Below are 17,343 nucleotides of genomic sequence, written 5' to 3'. Positions count from 1 at the left end.
AACAGGGTTCGCGCTCAGACCTGGTCGCCTCCTCACGCTCCTCGTTCTCGGCGACGACGCCTGAGCGCGACGCAGAACAGGGTTCGCGCTCAGACCTGGTCGCCTCCGAACTCGTCGTCCCCCTGAATCTTCGATGCCTGCGGTCCCGACTGGTCCTGGTACTTCGAGCCCCGCTCCTCCCCGTAGGGCCGATCCGCGGCCGTCTTCAGTTCGGTGAAAGTCAACTGGGAGATGCGCATCCCCGGCGTCAGCGCGACGGGCGCGGTCCCGAGATTCGACAGTTCCAGGGTTATCTGGCCCTGGTACCCCGGATCGCACAGACCCGCTGTCGCGTGCACCACGATGGCCAGCCGACCGAGCGACGAGCGGCCTTCGACGTGAGCGATCAGGTCCGGCGGAATCTCGACGCGCTCGACGGTCGTCCCGAGGACGAAGTCGCCGGGATGGAGGATGAACTCGTCGCCCTCCTCGACGTGTGTCTCGTCGACGTACTCTTCGACCTCCTGTTCGCTGTTGGGGTGGATACAGGGGATGTTGGCGTGCTGGAACTCCAGGAACTCCCGGCCCAGCCGGAGGTCGACGCTCGCGGGCTGGACCTGCAGGTCCACGTCTTCCAGCGGCTCGATGACGAGGTCGCCCTCGGCGAGCCGGTCGAGAATGTTCGTGTCCGAGAGGATCATGTCCCTACCAGCGGAGTCGGTCGTCTAAAGTCATGGGGGTCCGCGACGGCCAACGGTCAGACCTATTGTCGCCGCCCCGCTCCCCCAAGATATGAAACAGGCAATCGTCGCACGCGCGGACGTGGGGATGGGCAAGGGCAAACTCGCCGCGCAGGTCGCCCACGCGTCGCTGTCGGCCTACGAGGACACACCCGACCGGACCCGCAAGGAGTGGAAAGGCGGCGGCCAGAAGAAGGTCGTCCTGAAAGGCGAGAGCGAACAGCAACTGTTCGAGTTGGCCGACAAGGCCGAACGCGAGGGGTTGCCCAACGCCGTCGTCCGGGACGCCGGGCACACCCAGCTGGAACCCGGGACGGTCACCGCGCTGGCGGTCGGGCCGGGCGACGAGGACGCCGTCGACCGCGTGACCGGCGATCTCTCGCTGTTCTGAGGCGGGGAAACGCCTAACCTCCGCTGTCAACGACGTATTAGCATGAGCCATCAGGTCCGCCTCGACGACGACGTATACGAGCGAATTAAGAGTCGAAAACGGAGTGACGAGACGTTCAGCGAGGCGATCGAACGGCTGACGAGCGAGTGGACGCTGCTGGATTTCGCCGACGGTGAGCCGGTCGTGGATGCAGCGACTCACCGGGAGGCACTGGCTCAATCCAAAAAGCGGGGCATCGAAGACACGCGGGACAGACTGGAGCGCATGGGTGCCGAGGACGACGGATGATCCTCGACACCGAATTCCTGATCGAACTCGACAACCGGAATCAGAACGCGATAGAGAGAGCGGCCGAACTGGAGTCAGCGGACGTGCCGCTACGAGTGCCCACGATTGTGGTTCAGGAACTCTACGTCGGGGTTGGCGCAGGTTCGCAGTCGTTCGAGAACGCCCGGCAGTACGGGGCACTCGTGGCGAACAAGCCGGTCGTGGAGATCGACGGAAACATTGCGCGTCAGGCCGGCGCGCTGGAAGGACGACACGCGGTCAGTGACGAGAAACCCGAACTCGGCCCCGGCGATGCCATCGTCGCCGCGACGGGACTCCAGTACAACGAGCCGGTCGTGACTAACGACGGCGATCTCACTCGGGTCGACGGACTCGCGGTCGAACTCGTCTAGGGTCACTACCGCGGCCGAATTCTCGACGTGCTGTGTACGTGGAACTTCTCTCGCAAGGATCCACGGATAGTTGGCACGGACGCCTTTGCGTGTCGCCCGCCATTGCTCCGAGTATGTTCGCCGACAGGAGCGACGCGGGCGAGCGACTCGCCGACCGACTCGCGAGCGAGGAGGTGGCCGCCGATCTCGTGCTGGCGATTCCGCGGGGTGGGCTGCCGCTGGGACGCGCGGTCGCGGACGCGCTCGACGCCCCGCTGGACGTGGTGGTCGCGAAGAAACTCGGCGCACCCGGCAACGAGGAATTCGCCATCGGTGCCGTCGCCAGCGACGGGAGCACCTGGTACAACGAGGACACCATCGACCGCCTCGGCGTGCGTGGCGCGTACGTCCGCGAGGAGTGGCAAGCACAGACCGTCGCCGCGCGACAGAAGGCGGCGACCTACCGACAGGGCGAACGACTCGGTGACCTCGACAGCCAGGCGGTCGTCGTGGTCGACGACGGCGTCGCGACGGGGTCGACCGCCCGGGCCTGCCTGCGACAGGTGCGCGAAGCCGGGGCCGACCCCCTCGTCTTCGCCGTCCCCGTCGGGCCGCCAGATACCATCGAGGCCCTGCGGGACGAAGCCGACCGGGTGCTCTGTCTGGAGACGCCCCAACAGTTCCGCGCCGTAGGCCAGCACTACCGGGACTTTCGGCGGGTCCCCGACGAGGAGGCGCTGACCTATCTCGACCGGGACGGCGCGGCGGCGTGAGCGGTCGAGGCTGGTCGACCGCCGCGGATCTCCAGGCTTTTGTCGGGGCGGGTCCAACCCCGGAGCAATGACGACCGATTTCCGGGTGGGTGGCTGATGCGCGAGGCCGAGCCCGTCGAGCGCGCCGTCGGGATGGAGTACTACGTGAGCGACGCCGCGGGCGTCGGCGGCCGGTTGCGCGCCGAGCCCGAAGATTTCCGGGTCACCGAGATCGAGGCGTTCGAGCCCGAACCGGTCGACGCCGACCCCGGCGCGTACCCGCACGTCCTCCTGCGGGCCACACTCACCGGCTGGGACACCAACGACTTCGCGAGCGCCCTCTCGAACGCGCTGGAATCCAGCCGCGAACGCATCTCCTGGGCCGGCACGAAGGACAAACACGCCGTCACGACCCAGCTGTTCTCGGTCGCCGACGCCGACCCCGAGACCGTCGCCGATGTGACCTTCTCGGACGCCGACATCGACGTGCTGGGCCGGACGGGCCGCCCCATCTTCTTCGGCGATCTGGCGGGCAACGCCTTCGAGGTCACCGTTCGCGATCCCGAGCGACCGGAGCTGGTCGACGCCATCACCGACGACCTCCGGGCGTTCGCGGGTGCGGCTGGAGCCAACGAGGGCGACGACACGCCCGCGGACGACCCAGTCACCGTCGGCGTGCCGAACTACTTCGGCCAGCAACGCTTCGGGAGCCACCGGCCGATCACCCACGAGGTCGGCCTCGAAGTCGTCCGCGAGAACTGGGAGGACGCAGTTCTTGCCTACGTGGGTAGGCCTTCCGAGCGCGAACCCGAGGAGACGCAGGCGGCCCGTGCACGCGTCGAAGAGGTCGCAGCGGGCTCACGGGACTGGCAGGCCGCCCTCGACGCCTTGCCGGGCTATCTGAACTACGAGCGGGCGATGTTGCACGAACTGGTCGACCGCGACGCCGACGAACCCGAGGACTTCCGGGCGGCCCTGGAGACGATGCCGAGCAATCTCCAGCAACTCGTGGTCAACGCCGCCCAGTCGTACGTGTTCAACCGCGTTCTCTCGGAGCGACTGGCGCGCGGCCTGCCCTTCGACCGACCGGTCGCGGGCGACGTGGTCTGTTTCACCGACAGCGACGCGCCGCCCGAGGTGACGGTGCCCGACACCGACCGCCGCCAGCGCGTCGACGCGGATCGGGTCGACACCGTGACCCGTCACTGCGAGCGCGGGCGGGCGTTCGTCACCGCGCCGCTGGTCGGGACCGAGACGGAGTTCGGCGACGACGAACCCGGCGAGATCGAGCGCGAGATTCTTTCCGACGTGGGCATCGAGCCTGCGGACTTCGACCTGCCGGGTGAGTTCCACTCGACGGGGACCCGGCGGGCGGTGCTGGTGCGGACGGACCTGACAGTCGGGCGCGACCCGCTCTCGTTTTCGTTCGCCCTGCCGAAGGGGAGCTACGCGACGGTCCTGTTGCGGGAGTATCTGAAGGCCGATCCGGCGGACCTGGGGTAGCCGGTGAACCGCGGCCGCCGGACGACTCGAACCGTCTCCCTTATCCCGTCGAATCACCGACACAGTGACATGGAGTGTCGGCAGTGTGCCAGCGAACTCGACCGACCCGGCGATTACTGCCTGGTCTGTCGAACGGCCAACGCCGACACCGTCGTGCTGGACCTCGAACGCGACCGCGCGACGGTCACGACGTTACTGGACGACGAGACCGTCAGCCGGCGGACGATCACCACGACGCCCGAGGACCCCGACGGCGAGGCCGACGTGATCGAGTTGCGCAACTTCGCCGGGCTGATCGCCGACGAGATCAGGCGCAAGCGGCCGGAGGAGGTGTACGCGACGGGCGACCGCGAGGTCCTCCGGGCCGTTCGCGGGCAGGTCCACTACGAGTTCTATCGCGTGACCGGCGAGGACCCCGTGACGGCGGTGATCGAGCGGAAGGGGCGGCCGGCGCTGGAGGTCGTGGAGACGTCGACGGCCGACATCCTCGGCGGATCGCACACGACGCTGATCGGCGAGCGTGCGGGCAAACAGGCAATCGAGACCGTCGCGGGCCACCCGCACGTCAAGAAGATCATCCCGGGCCCCATCGACGCGAGCGGGTCGGGCTCGCGGGGCGGCGTCCGGGCGAAGGCCACGCGGGCCGACGCCAACGGGAACGTTCGGCTTTTGATCCGGGACGGGTCCAGCGTGCAGGAGAATCGCGTCGTCACGACCGCGGGCGACCGCGAGTTGGGCGAGCAGGTTCGGGCGGACCTGAACGACGCGCTGGACGAGGTCGGGTTGCGGGAGTGAGTGTCGCGGTCACGCCCGGCGTCGCCCCAGGCCGCGTGCGTCGAGTGCCAGTGGGACGACGTGGAGCGTCGCGACGACCGGGTACCCGCCCACGTCTCCGCCGGTGACGCCAGTGTAGCCGAGGCCGACTGCGACGGCACAGGCGAGCGCCGCGGTCGCGTACCCCCGAGTTCGGCCCGGCTGTCCGGCCCGTCCCAGCGCGACCGCGGTCCAGGCGTAGCCGAGTGCGAGGTCGGCGAGCCAGACGAGGGGGATTGTTCCCGTCGGTGCGTCGACCGCGACCGCCCATAGCGTCACGGTCGTCGCCGTGCCGTTGAGGACGCCCCAGCCGAACAGGGGTGTCGAGAACCGCACAGGGTTCGCAGCGTGACGGCCGATGGCGTACACCATTCCGGCGACGGGGAGTGTCCACCAGCCGAGTGCGAGGTGACCGGCCGCTGGCGCGTCGAGTCGAGCGAGAATCGCGGTGCCAGTCCAGCCGACGAGCCCGAGTGCCGCGCCGAGCCGGAGCAGGCCCCGTTCGCCGACGCGGCCCGTGGTCGGGAGGGAGTGGTCGAGGCGAGTGGCCACGTCCAGTGGAACGGAGCGATCGGCAAAGCGTCGTCGGTCGAACACGCAGGGTTTATCAGCGGCCTGTGCCGATACAACGGTACTATGGCCAAAGACAAGGCACGGACGGGGAGCGCCGGCCGGTTCGGCGCTCGCTACGGCCGCGTCGCACGACGCCGCGTCGCGGACATCGAGGACGACATGAACGACGACCACGAGTGTCCGGAGTGCGGCAAGGAGGCCGTCGAGCGCCAGGGCACCGGTATCTGGCAGTGTGGCTACTGTGACTACAAGTTCGCGGGTGGCACGTACCGCCCCGAGACGCCCGGTGGCAAGACCGTCACGCGCTCGATCCGCGCGGCCCTGTCCGAAGACGACGAGTAATGAGCTACAAGTGTTCCCGCTGTAAGCGCGACGTGGAACTGGACGAGTACGGCGGCGTCCGCTGTCCGTACTGTGGCCACCGCGTCCTGCTGAAAGAGCGCAGCCGCGACGTGAAGGAAGTCGACGTCAACTAGCGTGGCGCGTGCCCACGACGCCGTTCTTTCGTTCACCTTCGAAGACGAGCGTCGTGCCCGAACCGTCGAGCGAAGCGTCCGCCCCGAGGTCGGTGCCATCGCCGGCGACCGGACCACGGCGACACTGGACCGCGAGGCCGCGACCGTGACGGTGACCGTCGAGGCCGACGATCTGGTCGCGCTCCGGGCCGGGATCAACACCTGGTCGACGCTCGTCTCGGTCGGCGAAGCGGCCGACGCGGCCGGCTGTGGCAGTCTCTGACACCGGCGATACGCTTATCAGACGCTTCGACTAGACCGGAGTATGATCGAACAGCCGTCGCTACCAGGGCTGGCGACGCTCGTCTGGGGAGGGGGGCACGGATGAGTCGGGCACTGGGACACCAGGGCGACTGGTGGGTCGATCCGGACAGTCGCAGCGAGTGGCCGGATCCCGAGGACGCGTCGGGGGCGATCCTCGACACGCTGACGGACCTGTACTACGTGTTCGACCGGTCGGGTCGCCTCGTCGACTGGAACGAAACGTTCGAGACGGTCCTGGGGTACTCCGAGGACGAACTCGCCGAGATGGACCCGCTGACGCTGGTCGCGGACAGTGACCGCGAGCGGGCGGTGGATGCGCTCGGCCGCGTCGCGGCGGGCGAGGAGGTGACCGAGGCGTTCCACCTCGAAACAGCGGACGGGCGGGAGATTCCACACGAAGTCACGGCCGCGCCGCTGTACGAGGACGACGAGGTCTGGGGGCTCGCCGGGACGGCCCGTGACGTGAGCGACCGCCGGGAACGCGCGGAGTTGCTCGAACAGCTCCACTGCGGGACCCGGGACCTGATGGCCGCCGAGACCCACCGCGAGGTCGCCGAGACGGCCGCCGAAGTCTCACAGCGTCACTTCGCGTTCGCGACGACGGGCGTCAGAATGGTGACCGACGACGGCCGCCTCGAACCTATCGCGGTGGCGACCGACGACGACAGGCTGGACGAGATGCCCCCGACCTGCGCGGTCGGCGAGGGGTTCGTCGGTGAGGCCTACGAGGCCGGCGAACCGGTCGTCGTCGACGACATGCGCGACCTCGACACCGACTTCGACTACGACCCGGCCCGAAGCGCGCTCTTGCTCCCCATCGAGGGGTACGGCATGATCAGCATCGGGGCGACGGAGCCGTCGGCCTTCGACGAGACCCACCGCGAACTCGGGCGGCTGTTCGCGGCGGACGTGGAGTCGGCCTTTCGGCGGGCCGACCGCGAGGAGAAACTCCGGGAGCGGACCGAGGAACTCCAGCGCTACGAGACGCTGGTCGAGACGATGAGCGACGGGGTCTACATGACCGACGAGAACCACGACGTGCGGATGGTCAACGGGGCGGCCGAGGCGAAACTCGGGTTCGATCCCGCGGCCTTCGGTGGACTGGACGCGCGGTGGTTCGGTTCCGACGGCGTCGTCACGAACGCCCGCGAGCAACGCGAAGCGATGCTCGACGGCGAGCGCTCGGTCGGGACGGTCGAGGGATCGCTCCGGACGGCCGAGGGGGAGGAGATCCCCGTCGAGAACCGGTTCTCCCTGCTGCCCCTGGACGACGGGGAGTTCGCCGGGACCGTCGGCGTCGTCCGCGACATCACCGAACGCAAGGAGAGCGAGCGGCGACTCCGGACCCAGCGCGACGAACTGGAGACGCTCAACCGGATCAACGAACTCGTCCAGGAGACCATCGGAGCGCTCGCGTCGGCGGCGACGGCCGAGGAGATCGAGGAGACGGTCTGTGAGCGGCTGGGTGGGTCGTCGCTGTATCGCTTTGCCTTCACGGGTGTGCGTCGTCCGGGCACACCGTTCGTCGAGCCGAAGGCCTGGGCCGGTGAGGGGGCCCAGTACCTGGAGGCAGTCGAGATTCCGACCGAGGCGGATCACGAGGATGCAGGACCGGCCGCCAAGACCTTCGAGACTGGCGAGGTGACGGTCACAAACGACGTGGAGTCGGACCCGCTGTTCGAGCCGTTCCGGGAACCGGCGCTGGATCACGGGTTCCGGTCGGTCGCGGTCATTCCGTTCACCCACCGGACGGTGACCCACGGAATGCTGGCGGTGTACGCGGACCGACCCGGCGCGTTCAGCGACCGCGAACGCAAGGCCTTCGAGGTGCTGGGCGAGATGGTCGGATTCGCGATCAGCGCCACGCAGAACCGCCAGCTCATCGAGTCCGACGTGCCCATCGAGATGACGCTCGAACTCGACGAACCCGAGACGTTCTTCGGGACCGCCTCGGCGAACCTGGACTGCGCTTGCCGACTGCTCGGGTCGGCGAAAGCGTCCGGCGACGGCCGCCTCCACTACGTCGCCGTCACCGCACCGCCCGACGAGGTGCGCGCGCTGGCCGACGAGTCGGGGACACCGGGGCCCGACTCGCTCCGGCTGGTGACGGAGACCGACGACCACGCCGTCTTCGAGGCGCGGGTCAGGCCGTCGATCACGTCCGTCCTGCTCGAGTCCGGCGCCAAACCCGTCGCGGTCGAGGCCGAGGGCGGCGAAGTGACAGTCGAGGCGGCCGCCCCCCGCGGGTTCGACCTCCGGGCGTTGACCGAGCGGCTGGACGAACGGTTCGGCGGCGTCACGCTCGCGGCCAAACGCGAGGGCGACGGCTGGCCGGCCGCCACCGAGGCACCGTGTGAAGGCGTCGACGACAAGCTCACCGACCGGCAGCGGGCGGCGCTGTCGGCGGCGTACTTCGGCGGGTACTTCGACTGGCCGCGCGACAGCACCGCCGAGGACGTGGCCGAGTCGCTGGACATCTCGTCGCCGACCTTCCATCAGCACCTCCGGCACGCCGAGCGGAAACTGCTCTCCACGTACTTCGACGACGGCCGAACCTAGACAGCTAGGTACTTATCTCATGCGGCTGGACGTACGAGTACGTGTGTAGTCTCCATGAGAGACGACAAACAGCCCGAACGATCAGTTCGGCCCCAGAACGCGACGAACCCGCTGGGCACGAACCGTGCGGTAGTGACACCACCGATCGACGACGTGTTCGAGTTGCTCTCGAACGACTGCCGACGCCGCGTCTGCCTGTTCCTGCGGCGGACGGGCATCGAGGTGGCGACGCTTTCGGACCTCGTCGACGCGCTCGCACCGGACGCGAGCGACGAGGAACGCGACCGGCTCGCGATCAACCTCCACCATCGGCATCTGCCGAAACTCGACGAAGCGGGCATCGTCGACTACGACCCGCGGAGCAACACCGCACGCTACTGGGGCCAGCCGACCGTCGAGAAGTGGGCCGAACACATTGAGGCCGTCGACGAGGGTCGGCAGGTCGAATCCTGATCGCTCGGCCGCCCGCTCGCCGCCCGACCCCGCTGCCCTCCGTTCCTCGCTGCCGCTCGGCCCCCGATCGGCGGGTCCGCCGTCGCCGTTGCCAGAGGGGTGAGATGCGTGGGTTTTTCACTCCGGATGCCGAGGGTCTGGGTATGCAGGGTAATCTGCCGCCGGAAGCACAGGAGAAAATCGAGGAGCTACAGGATCTTCAGGAGACGGCACAGCAGGTCGCCGCCCAGAAACAGCAGGCCGAGACACAGCTGACCGAGTCCCAGAACGCACTCGAAGAACTCGACGACGTTGACGAGGACACCACGATGTACCGCGAGGTCGGCGAACTGCTCGTCAAGACCGAGTACGCCGAAGCCAAAGACGACCTCGAGGAGTCCGTCGAGAGCCTCGAAGTGCGCGTCGACACGCTCGAAAAGCAGGAAGAGCGCGTCCAAGAGCAGTTCGAGGAACTCCAGCAGGAGCTTCAGCAGATGCTCGGCGGTGCCGGCGGCGGTGGCGGCCCGATGGGTCCCGGTGCAGGCGGCGCATAGGATGGGCGAGCCCACCGACGAGGAAGTCGTGGAGACGGCCGCCGATGCGGCTGAGGGGGTCGTGTTCGAACGGTACAAACAGTCCGAGGTCACCGATCTCGACGTGACCGTCACCTTCGAGGACGGGGTCCTCGAAGTGGACGTATACCTCAACGCACCTTCGGACACGCGCGACCCCGAACAGGTCGCCGACGACGCGGCGCTGACCGCGCGATCCGCCGTCGACGACCTGTTCGAGTAATTTTTCAGGACGCGCTCTCGCTGCCGCCGCGCCGGGCGACGACCGCCCGCGCGACCACGTACGCGAGGATCACGAACACCGTCGAGCCCAGCGTGTAGGGGACGACCGACGTGACGTAGCCGACGAGTCCGCCGAGCAGTGACCCCCCGTCCTCACTCGGCGCGGAGGCGTTCGTCGCGACGGAGGTCGTCGGGCCGGGTGTCGCCGTCGCGGTCACGGTTCGAGTCGGCGGTGACTGTGGCGTGTCGTCCGCTGTCGTGATCGGTGGCCGAGCCGTACTCGGCGTGTCGGGTTCAGCGGTGGCCGTCGGCTCGGGGGTCGCCCGCGGTTCGATCACGAGCGTGCCCGAGAGCGTCCGGTCCTTGCTGGCCAGTCTGACGGTGTAGGGGTACTCTCCAGGGGGGAACGCGGGGTAGGAGCTGTCGAACCTGAGGGTTCGGTTCCCGTCCGGTGTGACGGTGACCGTCCGGTTGCCCCAGAGGTCGCCGTCGATCCGGAGTCTGACGTTGGCGTTCCCGTTTGCGACGCCGGTGTTCTCGACCGTGGCGCTGAGTGCCGACAGCGACTCGCCCTCGGTGATCGTCACCGACGAGGTGGCCCTGACCAGCGCGAGTTCGGCCGGGTTGTCGGGATCGTCGGCGATGACGACCGGCCGACGGTCGACCAGCCGGTCGCGCAAGAACAGCTCCGCTTCGACCGGGTACTCGGGGTCGAGTTCGGCGAAGCTGACGGCTGGCGTCCGGAAGTCGCCGTCGGCCGCGATGGACACGTCGTCGATCCGGATCTTCGTCGGTGGCGGGTCGTCCCGGGAGATGAGCTGGATCTCGATGTCGGTCCCGGGCGCGTACGTCGTCGTCCCGGTGAGCCGGTACTGTCCGCTCTCACCGACGATCAGCGCGCCGTCGCTCGTCAACTGGTCCCGGCTGTACTCGATCCGGGGTTCGACGACGGTGAACGTCGTCGTCGACTCGACGGTCGTCTCCTCGATATCGAAGTAGGGGTACTGTTCGCTGCGGTCCGGATCGGCGGTCGACTGGGCCGTGAACGGTCCCGGCAACCCGCTTCCGCCGGGGAAGCGATACTCCTCGCCGACCGTCCCCTCGAACTCGTAGGTCACCCGGAACCGATCCCCGGGGGCCGACCGCTGACCGAACCAGGTGCCCCCCGAGGTGTCGAGGACCATCGAGAACGACGACTCGCCGTCGGCGAAGTCCACGAACAGGTCCTGGGCGTCCGCGCTGTCGAACGTGACCTGTTCGGGCTCCTGGTTTGTCCCGGGATTCAGGTGTTCGATGGTGACGTTGACGCCCTCGGGGTAGTCGAGCAGGGTGCGGAGTTGATCGAGCCCGTCGGCGTCGATGGCCGTGAGCGTCCCCCGGTAGCCGGCGGTCGAGAAGCCGCTGATCCGCACGCGGTCGCCGGCCGCGACCCGGCCCCGGTCGGTCGCGGGCGTGAAGTCCTCGTCGGCCCCGCCTTCGGGCGCGACGCTCCGTTCGAGGTCGCCCTCGAAACTCGGTTCGGTCAGCCTGAGGTTCGACCGGTCGAGTGGCTCCTCCAGGTAGGGGACGCCGTCGTCGCCGAGGACGAGCGTCTCGTTGGCTCCCGCCAGCAACCGGTAGCGGGCGGGCTGGACCGGTCGCGGGAGTCGCCTGATGCCCACCTGTTCGTTGAACTCTTCGAGGGTGTCGGCGATTTCCTCGCCGTCCTCGTTCACGAACTCGAACCCGTCGAACTCCGTGGTGTCTTCGGGTGCGGTGTCCGCGCCGTACTGCTGGGCGTAGCTGACGACGCCCCCGGAGTAGGCCGACTGGTCGGTGCCCAGCAGGCGCGTGTTGACGGTGAACGTCGTCCCACCGGAGACGTACAGCAGGTCCAGAAAGTTCCGGTTCGACGAGGATTCCACCGTCTTGTCGCCGCCGACGAGGAGGTAGCCGCTGCAACTGGTCGAGATCTGCACGGTGTCGCCGGCCACAGCCTCGAACGTGTCCGGTCCGAAACAGTCCTCCTGGGCCAGCGTGGTCGCGGGCGGCGCGACGCTCGTGGCGGCCGAACCGGTGTCGACACCTGCCGCCGCGGCCGGTCCCGAGACCGCGAGCAGACACAGCCACAGGCAGACACCGTAGACCACCCAGCGCGCCGGTCGGCTGGTCGCGGTGCTCGTGTTCTCCGGTGCCAGTGGCAGTTGCATCGTCGGATCCCCGGCGGTCGCCCGCCGTTTCCCGACGCTCGGACTGGCCGCGGCTTAAAACGTCCCGTCGGGTTATCAGATTCGGTAACTACGCGAGGGCAAAGAGGAACACCGAGATGGCGAGGACGGCGACGATGACGGCGGCGGCCAGCGTCGCGCCCATCGAGATCATCGCGTTGGCGTGGGAGGCGAGCGTCTCGGTCCGGTCGTTGCCGAAGACGGTGACCGCGGCCCGCTCGGAGGCCATGCCCGCCTCGACCGGTTCGAGGTCGTCGGCGGCCTGATCGACCAGTTCGGTGACGATGGCGACGAGTTCGTCGTCGTCGATGGCCGCACCGACCTGGTTGTCGGCCTCGACGGTGTTGACGATGTGGGTATCAGTCGTCATCACCTCGGCGTGGTCGACGCCCTCGATGGCGTCGACGAGTGTCCCGCGCAGGCCCGGTTCCATGTTGTTGCCGTCGACCAGAACGTATGCTGTGCGGTGGTCGCCGACTTCGAGGACGGCCACTCGGACCCCGAGCGGGCCGATCCCGTCTTCGGGTTCCCAGGGCGTCTCGTCCCAGGCGACGCCCAGGTTCGGCTGGCCCCGCTCGGCGTCGACGAGTCGCTCCCCGACCGCGCCGGCCCCGGTGATCATGTCGAACGAGCGCCTGCTCCCGGGCGTGACGTGGCCCAGATCCTCGCCTTCGAGGCCGTTGTTGCTGTTGTGGGCGTCGACGAGCATCACGTCGTCGAGGCCGGCCGAGCGGGCTTCGGCGGCCGCCGAGAGACCGACTGCGTACTCCACGTCGTCGGCGAACTCGGGGGCGTAGGTCGCCACGGTCAGGGCGTCGTCGCCGAAGGCCTGGCCGACCAGTTTCGCGTCCCCCTCGCTGGCCCGGACGGAGACGGTGGCCTCGTCGGTGAACTCGATCTCCCCGATGGCGCTGTCGGCGGCCTCGAGGATGGTGTCGACCTCCCGTTCGGTCACGAGGTTGAAGTCGTGGCCGGCGGTCGCGTGGGGCGGGAAGGCGAGTCCCTCGGCCCCACGGGCGACGCGCTCGGGGAGGTTGCCGCCGCCGATATCGCCCATCGGACCGGGGTGGATCATCGGCAGGACGAAGCGGGCTTTCTCCGCGCCGTTCTCGGTCCGGAAGACGAGGACGGTGACCGGGACCATCGCCTCCTCGCCAATCTCCTCGAAGAAGTCCTCCAGTTCCCGGGTGCCCTCGGCGATGTGGCCGATGAACCCGCGGACGAAATCCAGCACGGACACGTCGAGACTGCGCCGCCACGGGGAGTCGATAGCCCGGAGGAAAAGCGCCACGCCGCCGCCGTAGACGAGACAGACGATGCCCAGCAACACGAAGTCCCGCGGGATGACCACCGTCAGTTCCGGCGGGGCCGCCTGTGGCCGGGAGAGATAGGAGTTCATGATCGGGCCACCGACCTCCAGGAACCGGAGCGTGCCGCTGTAGATGAACAGGAGGACGGCAGCAGCGACGGTCTGGATGCTGGCGGGGATCGCCGCGACCGGCAGGGAGTGTCTGGAGACGGCGACGATCACGAACAGCCGGATGGCGAAGATCGAGGCCAGCGCCAGCAAGAGCGCGTCGAAGACGAACTGCTGGCCGAGCGCGCCGACGGCGGGCTCTGTGAGTACCAGGTTCTGGACTGGCCCCGTGACGAGGACGAGCAGGCCCGCGACCATCAGCACCGCGACGGTCACGAGTTCACAGGTCAGCGCCAGCAGTGACGCGCGGTTGGGCGTCAACTGCCCGCCGAGTCGGCCGTCGACGTACGGCGTGAGGACGCTCGCGGCGATGGTCGGCAGGCCGACGAAGAAGATCCCTTCCCACGCGTCGCCGAGGACGTACCGGCCGTCGAACACGGCCACACCGGTGACGGCGGCGATCACGAGGGCGAACGTCATGGTCGAGTACCAGTTGGGCGCGCGGAAGATGAACCGCGAGAGCCCGGCGAGATCGCCCTGGGTCTGGGTCATTGTTGCTGGTTCGATGCCCCTCCGCTATAGTTCTTGATGCCTTCTTGACTGTAGGGAATTGTTCACATGCGGGTCGGAAATGAGACCTCTCAGGCCCGCTATGGCAACAAATGGCGGATCGACGGCCCCGAGACCGCTCACTCGCAGATTTCGAGGAAGTTCTCGAAGACGGCTTCCCCCTCCTCGGTGTGGGAGACCTCGGGGTGCCACTGGACGCCGTAGAGGTCCCGCTCGGCGTCGCTCATTGCCTCGACGCCGCACACGTCGCTTTTTGCGGTTCGGGTGAACCCGTCGGGGACCTCCTTTACCTCGTCGGCGTGACTGGCCCACACCCGCGTTTCGGGTGCGAGCGAGCCGATCAGGGGATCGGTGTCGCCGGTGATCTCGACGGTCACGTCGGCGTAGCCGCCGTAGTCGCCGGCGTCGACCCGGCCGCCGAGTTCGTCCGCGATGATCTGCATGCCGAGACAGATGCCCAGCACCGGCACGTCCAGGTCGAGGTAGTCGGGACAGTTGCCGATATCGTCGATGTCCGGGCCGCCCGAGAGGACGAGGCCGTCGGCGTCCACCGCCGCCGGCGGGGTGGTGTTGTCGATGAGTTCCACGTCCACGCCCAGGTCACGGAGCGCGCGGTGTTCCAGGTGGGTGAACTGACCGTGGTTGTCGACCACGTCGATACGCGTCATTGCGAGGATAGAGACCGACGGGACGGATAAGTCGCCCGAAACTCAGCCGTCGCGGTCGAATCGTTCGGCCGCCGACGAAAAGCTCAGTTCGTCCTGTTCCCGGGCGCGCCGGGATTCGGCCTCGGCGATGGCCTCCGCGTCGGGATTTACGTCGTCGTCGATGCGCGCCCACGAGTCGTGGACCTTCGCGTGACACCAGCGACAGAGGACGACGGCGATCTCGTGGCTCGGATCGCCGTCCTCCTCGGCCGAATCGGTGTAAGAGAGGTGGTGTTCCTCCAGCAGGGGCCGCTCGTCTGAGTGGGCCAGCCGTCGGGCTTCCAGTCCACAGCGGGCGCACTCACGTTCGTGGTCACGACACCGGAAGTGGGGGCAGTCGGCCCACTCCCACGGGCCGGTCAGTCCCTCCTCGTCGAGGTCGCCAGCCACGGGACACTGAAAATCCTCGGCGCTGCGGGCGTCGGCGAAAGCCGGGTCGCGGTCGCCCTGCTCGACGGCGAAGCGACACTTTCCCGCGTCCGTGAGGTGGTCACACCGGTCGACGTGGACGTAGGGGTCGTCGACCCCGACGGCGGTCCCGGTCGGCGTCTTCTCCATACCCCGTCCCTGGGCCCACGACGGCTTCAATCGCCCGATCGTCACACCGGTTCGGCTCGTGTACCGACGACCCGTGACGCAACGAAATCATATCTGAATATTTGAATTCGGCTTCAAGACACTCAAGAGGAAGCAAATAGCACGAAAAGGCGAAAATTTCACATTCTGAGAATTGGCGGGCGGTTAAACCGTGCCCACGCTGATCTTCGAGACACATGGACGCAGTTCTCGACAGGTATCGGTCCCTGCTGTGGGGTTCTATGGATCGGCTCGGTGTGACCGGCTCCGTCGAGCGGAAGGTCGTCGCCGCGGTGGCGATCCAGTTTTCGATCTCGCTGGCCCAGGCCGTCCTCCCGTTTCTGGTCTCCGGGCTGGTTCGCGTCGCGCTGGTCGGCGCGCTGGTCGCCGCGGCCGTCGTCGCCTTCCTGAACACACTTCTGATCACCCGCGAGGATCTCGTCGCGCCGATCAAAGCCCTCGAACGGACGGTCGCGGCCGTGGCGGCCGGCGACCTCGACGTGACTGCCACTCGCTCGGACCAGCCCGACGAGGTAGGGTCGCTCACCAACGCCGTCGCCGACATGAGCGAGTACCTCACCACGGTCTCCCGGCAGGCCGACGCCCTGGCTCACCAGGAGTTCGACGCGCCGGCGCTGGACGAGGACGTTCCCGGTGAGTTCGGCGAGTCGCTGTCGACGATGGCCGAGGAACTCGACGGCTACACGACGGAACTGGAAGAGATGACCGCCGAACTCCAGGCACGGTCGGCGAACTTGGAGGAGATGGCCGCGGCCTTCGCCGACGCGACCGAGCAGGCCCGCGAGGGTGACCTGACCGCGACGGTCGAACTGGAGACCGACGACGAGGGCCACGCGGCCGTCGTCGAGAACTACAACGAGCTCCTGGGGACGCTGGCCGACACCATCGGCGACGTGGCGGCGTTCGCGGGCGCGGTCGCGGACACGAGCGACGACCTGCAGTCCTCCGTCGCCGAGATCGACCGCGCCAGCGACGAGATCGCCGGCTCGACCGAGGAGATCTCCCAGGGGGCGGCCACACAGAGCGACCGGCTCCAGGAGATCGCGACGGAGATGAACACGCTCTCCGCGACGGTCGAGGAGATCGCGGCCTCGGCCGACGAGGTCGCCGAGACCGCCGAGGAAGCCGCTCAGCGGGGGCGCTCTGGCCGGGAGGCCGCCGCGGACGCCATCGACGAACTCGACCGCGTCGAGGAACGCATCGACCGCACCGCCGAGGACGTGGCCGGACTCGCGACCAAGATCGGCCGGATCGACGAGATCGTCGCCGACGTGGAGGCCATCGCCGAGGAGACGAACCTGCTCGCGCTGAACGCCTCCATCGAGGCCGCCCGGGCCGGCCAGGACAGCGAGGGGTTCGCCGTCGTCGCCGACGAGGTGAAGGCACTGGCCGACGAGGCTCGCGACTCCGCCGACGAAATGTCCGAACTCATCGCCGAGGTCCAGCGCGAGGCCGACGACACCGCCGCGACCGCTCGCGAGATGAACGAACAGGTGACCGACAGCATCGCGACGGTCGAGGGAACGCTGTCGAACTTCGAGGACATCGTCGCGGTCGTCGGCGAGTTACACACGAGCGTCGCGGAGATCTCGACGGCGACCGACGATCAGGCCGAGACCACCCAGGAAGTCGTCGACATGGTCGACGAAGTGGCCTCGATCAGCGAGGAGACCGCCGCAGAGGCCGAGACCGTCGCCGCGGCCGCCCGCCAGCAGACCGCGTCGGTCTCGACGGTCGCCGACCAGACCGAATCCCTGTCGACCGAAGCGACCGATCTGACCGATCTCCTGGGCCGGTTCCAGCTGCCGGACGCGTCCCTCCAACCCGACGCGGCCGCCACCGGTAGCACGTCCCGCCCCGCCGACGACTGA

General features: G+C 68.3%; 20 protein-coding genes. 14 read left to right on the top strand and 6 right to left on the bottom strand.

The genetic code is table 11. The annotated features are described in order from the left end of the window. Nucleotides 1-89: 89 nt before the first annotated feature. Nucleotides 90-680: a dCTP deaminase gene (gene dcd, locus MU521_RS03560; protein ID WP_092689830.1), complete on the bottom strand. Its 591-nt coding sequence runs from the start codon at nt 678-680 to the stop codon at nt 90-92. A 91-nt stretch (nt 681-771) separates the two neighbouring features. Between dcd and pth2 the strand changes: the two genes are divergently transcribed. From pth2 to MU521_RS03530, 6 genes are all read left to right on the top strand, one after another. Further along, nucleotides 772-1,110: a peptidyl-tRNA hydrolase Pth2 gene (pth2, locus tag MU521_RS03555; protein WP_092689827.1), complete on the top strand. Its 339-nt coding sequence runs from the start codon at nt 772-774 to the stop codon at nt 1,108-1,110. A gap of 42 nt (nt 1,111-1,152) precedes the next feature. Beyond that, a complete protein-coding gene (locus MU521_RS03550; RefSeq protein WP_092689824.1) occupies nt 1,153-1,398 on the top strand; it encodes an antitoxin VapB family protein in 246 nt (81 codons plus the stop codon). After that, nucleotides 1,395-1,790: a PIN domain-containing protein gene (locus tag MU521_RS03545; RefSeq protein ID WP_092689822.1), complete on the top strand. Its 396-nt coding sequence runs from the start codon at nt 1,395-1,397 to the stop codon at nt 1,788-1,790. Before MU521_RS03550 ends, MU521_RS03545 begins: the two co-directional genes overlap by 4 nt. A gap of 113 nt (nt 1,791-1,903) precedes the next feature. Further along, nucleotides 1,904-2,542, top strand: coding sequence for a phosphoribosyltransferase (locus tag MU521_RS03540; RefSeq protein WP_092689818.1), 639 nt, complete (start codon nt 1,904-1,906; stop codon nt 2,540-2,542). A gap of 96 nt (nt 2,543-2,638) precedes the next feature. After that, entirely contained in the window at nt 2,639-4,024 is a 1,386-nt protein-coding gene (truD, locus tag MU521_RS03535) for a tRNA pseudouridine(13) synthase TruD (protein ID WP_092689815.1), read from the top strand. 69 nt (nt 4,025-4,093) lie between these two features. Continuing rightward, complete coding sequence (locus tag MU521_RS03530; protein ID WP_092689813.1) at nt 4,094-4,819, top strand: DUF2103 domain-containing protein; 726 nt, start codon at nt 4,094-4,096, stop codon at nt 4,817-4,819. 9 nt (nt 4,820-4,828) lie between these two features. On the opposite strand, the gene MU521_RS03525 is transcribed toward MU521_RS03530, so the two are convergent. Further along, nucleotides 4,829-5,434: a hypothetical protein gene (locus tag MU521_RS03525; protein ID WP_092689810.1), complete on the bottom strand. Its 606-nt coding sequence runs from the start codon at nt 5,432-5,434 to the stop codon at nt 4,829-4,831. 39 nt (nt 5,435-5,473) lie between these two features. Between MU521_RS03525 and MU521_RS03520 the strand changes: the two genes are divergently transcribed. From MU521_RS03520 to MU521_RS03490, 7 genes are all read left to right on the top strand, one after another. Then, complete coding sequence (locus MU521_RS03520; protein ID WP_092689807.1) at nt 5,474-5,752, top strand: 50S ribosomal protein L37ae; 279 nt, start codon at nt 5,474-5,476, stop codon at nt 5,750-5,752. Further along, on the top strand, nt 5,752-5,886 hold the full coding sequence (locus MU521_RS03515) for a DNA-directed RNA polymerase subunit P (RefSeq protein WP_077205698.1): 135 nt from the start codon (nt 5,752-5,754) through the stop codon (nt 5,884-5,886). Before MU521_RS03520 ends, MU521_RS03515 begins: the two co-directional genes overlap by 1 nt. A gap of 1 nt (nt 5,887) precedes the next feature. Further along, nucleotides 5,888-6,148: a KEOPS complex subunit Pcc1 gene (locus tag MU521_RS03510; protein ID WP_092689805.1), complete on the top strand. Its 261-nt coding sequence runs from the start codon at nt 5,888-5,890 to the stop codon at nt 6,146-6,148. 101 nt (nt 6,149-6,249) lie between these two features. Continuing rightward, on the top strand, nt 6,250-8,748 hold the full coding sequence (locus MU521_RS03505) for a PAS domain S-box protein (protein WP_092689802.1): 2,499 nt from the start codon (nt 6,250-6,252) through the stop codon (nt 8,746-8,748). Nucleotides 8,749-8,802: 54 nt separating this feature from the next. Then, on the top strand, nt 8,803-9,201 hold the full coding sequence (locus MU521_RS03500) for a DUF7344 domain-containing protein (RefSeq protein ID WP_245681149.1): 399 nt from the start codon (nt 8,803-8,805) through the stop codon (nt 9,199-9,201). Nucleotides 9,202-9,344: 143 nt separating this feature from the next. After that, nucleotides 9,345-9,734 (top strand): prefoldin subunit beta, encoded by a 390-nt coding sequence (locus tag MU521_RS03495; RefSeq protein WP_092689800.1) that lies wholly within the window; start codon nt 9,345-9,347, stop codon nt 9,732-9,734. A gap of 1 nt (nt 9,735) precedes the next feature. Continuing rightward, nucleotides 9,736-9,975 (top strand): DUF3194 domain-containing protein, encoded by a 240-nt coding sequence (locus MU521_RS03490; RefSeq protein WP_092689797.1) that lies wholly within the window; start codon nt 9,736-9,738, stop codon nt 9,973-9,975. Between the two features lie 4 nt (nt 9,976-9,979). On the opposite strand, the gene MU521_RS03485 is transcribed toward MU521_RS03490, so the two are convergent. The 4 genes from MU521_RS03485 to MU521_RS03470 all read right to left on the bottom strand — a co-directional run bounded on the left by MU521_RS03485 (nt 9,980) and on the right by MU521_RS03470 (nt 15,433). Next, the gene (locus MU521_RS03485) at nt 9,980-12,163 is read right to left on the bottom strand and encodes a hypothetical protein (RefSeq protein ID WP_092689795.1); all 2,184 of its coding nucleotides are present in this window, start codon (nt 12,161-12,163) and stop codon (nt 9,980-9,982) included. Between the two features lie 88 nt (nt 12,164-12,251). Further along, nucleotides 12,252-14,150: a DUF2070 family protein gene (locus tag MU521_RS03480; RefSeq protein ID WP_092689791.1), complete on the bottom strand. Its 1,899-nt coding sequence runs from the start codon at nt 14,148-14,150 to the stop codon at nt 12,252-12,254. Nucleotides 14,151-14,287: 137 nt separating this feature from the next. Then, nucleotides 14,288-14,836, bottom strand: coding sequence for a GMP synthase subunit A (locus tag MU521_RS03475; protein ID WP_092689788.1), 549 nt, complete (start codon nt 14,834-14,836; stop codon nt 14,288-14,290). A gap of 42 nt (nt 14,837-14,878) precedes the next feature. Further along, nucleotides 14,879-15,433 (bottom strand): DUF7097 family protein, encoded by a 555-nt coding sequence (locus MU521_RS03470; protein ID WP_092689786.1) that lies wholly within the window; start codon nt 15,431-15,433, stop codon nt 14,879-14,881. Between the two features lie 215 nt (nt 15,434-15,648). On the opposite strand from MU521_RS03470, the gene MU521_RS03465 reads away from it, so the two are divergent. Next, the gene (locus MU521_RS03465) at nt 15,649-17,343 is read left to right on the top strand and encodes a methyl-accepting chemotaxis protein (protein WP_217630114.1); all 1,695 of its coding nucleotides are present in this window, start codon (nt 15,649-15,651) and stop codon (nt 17,341-17,343) included.

The organism is Halorientalis regularis (assembly GCF_023698535.1).
Classification (GTDB): domain Archaea; phylum Halobacteriota; class Halobacteria; order Halobacteriales; family Haloarculaceae; genus Halorientalis; species Halorientalis regularis.
This window is presented reverse-complemented; position numbering and strand designations above follow the sequence as displayed.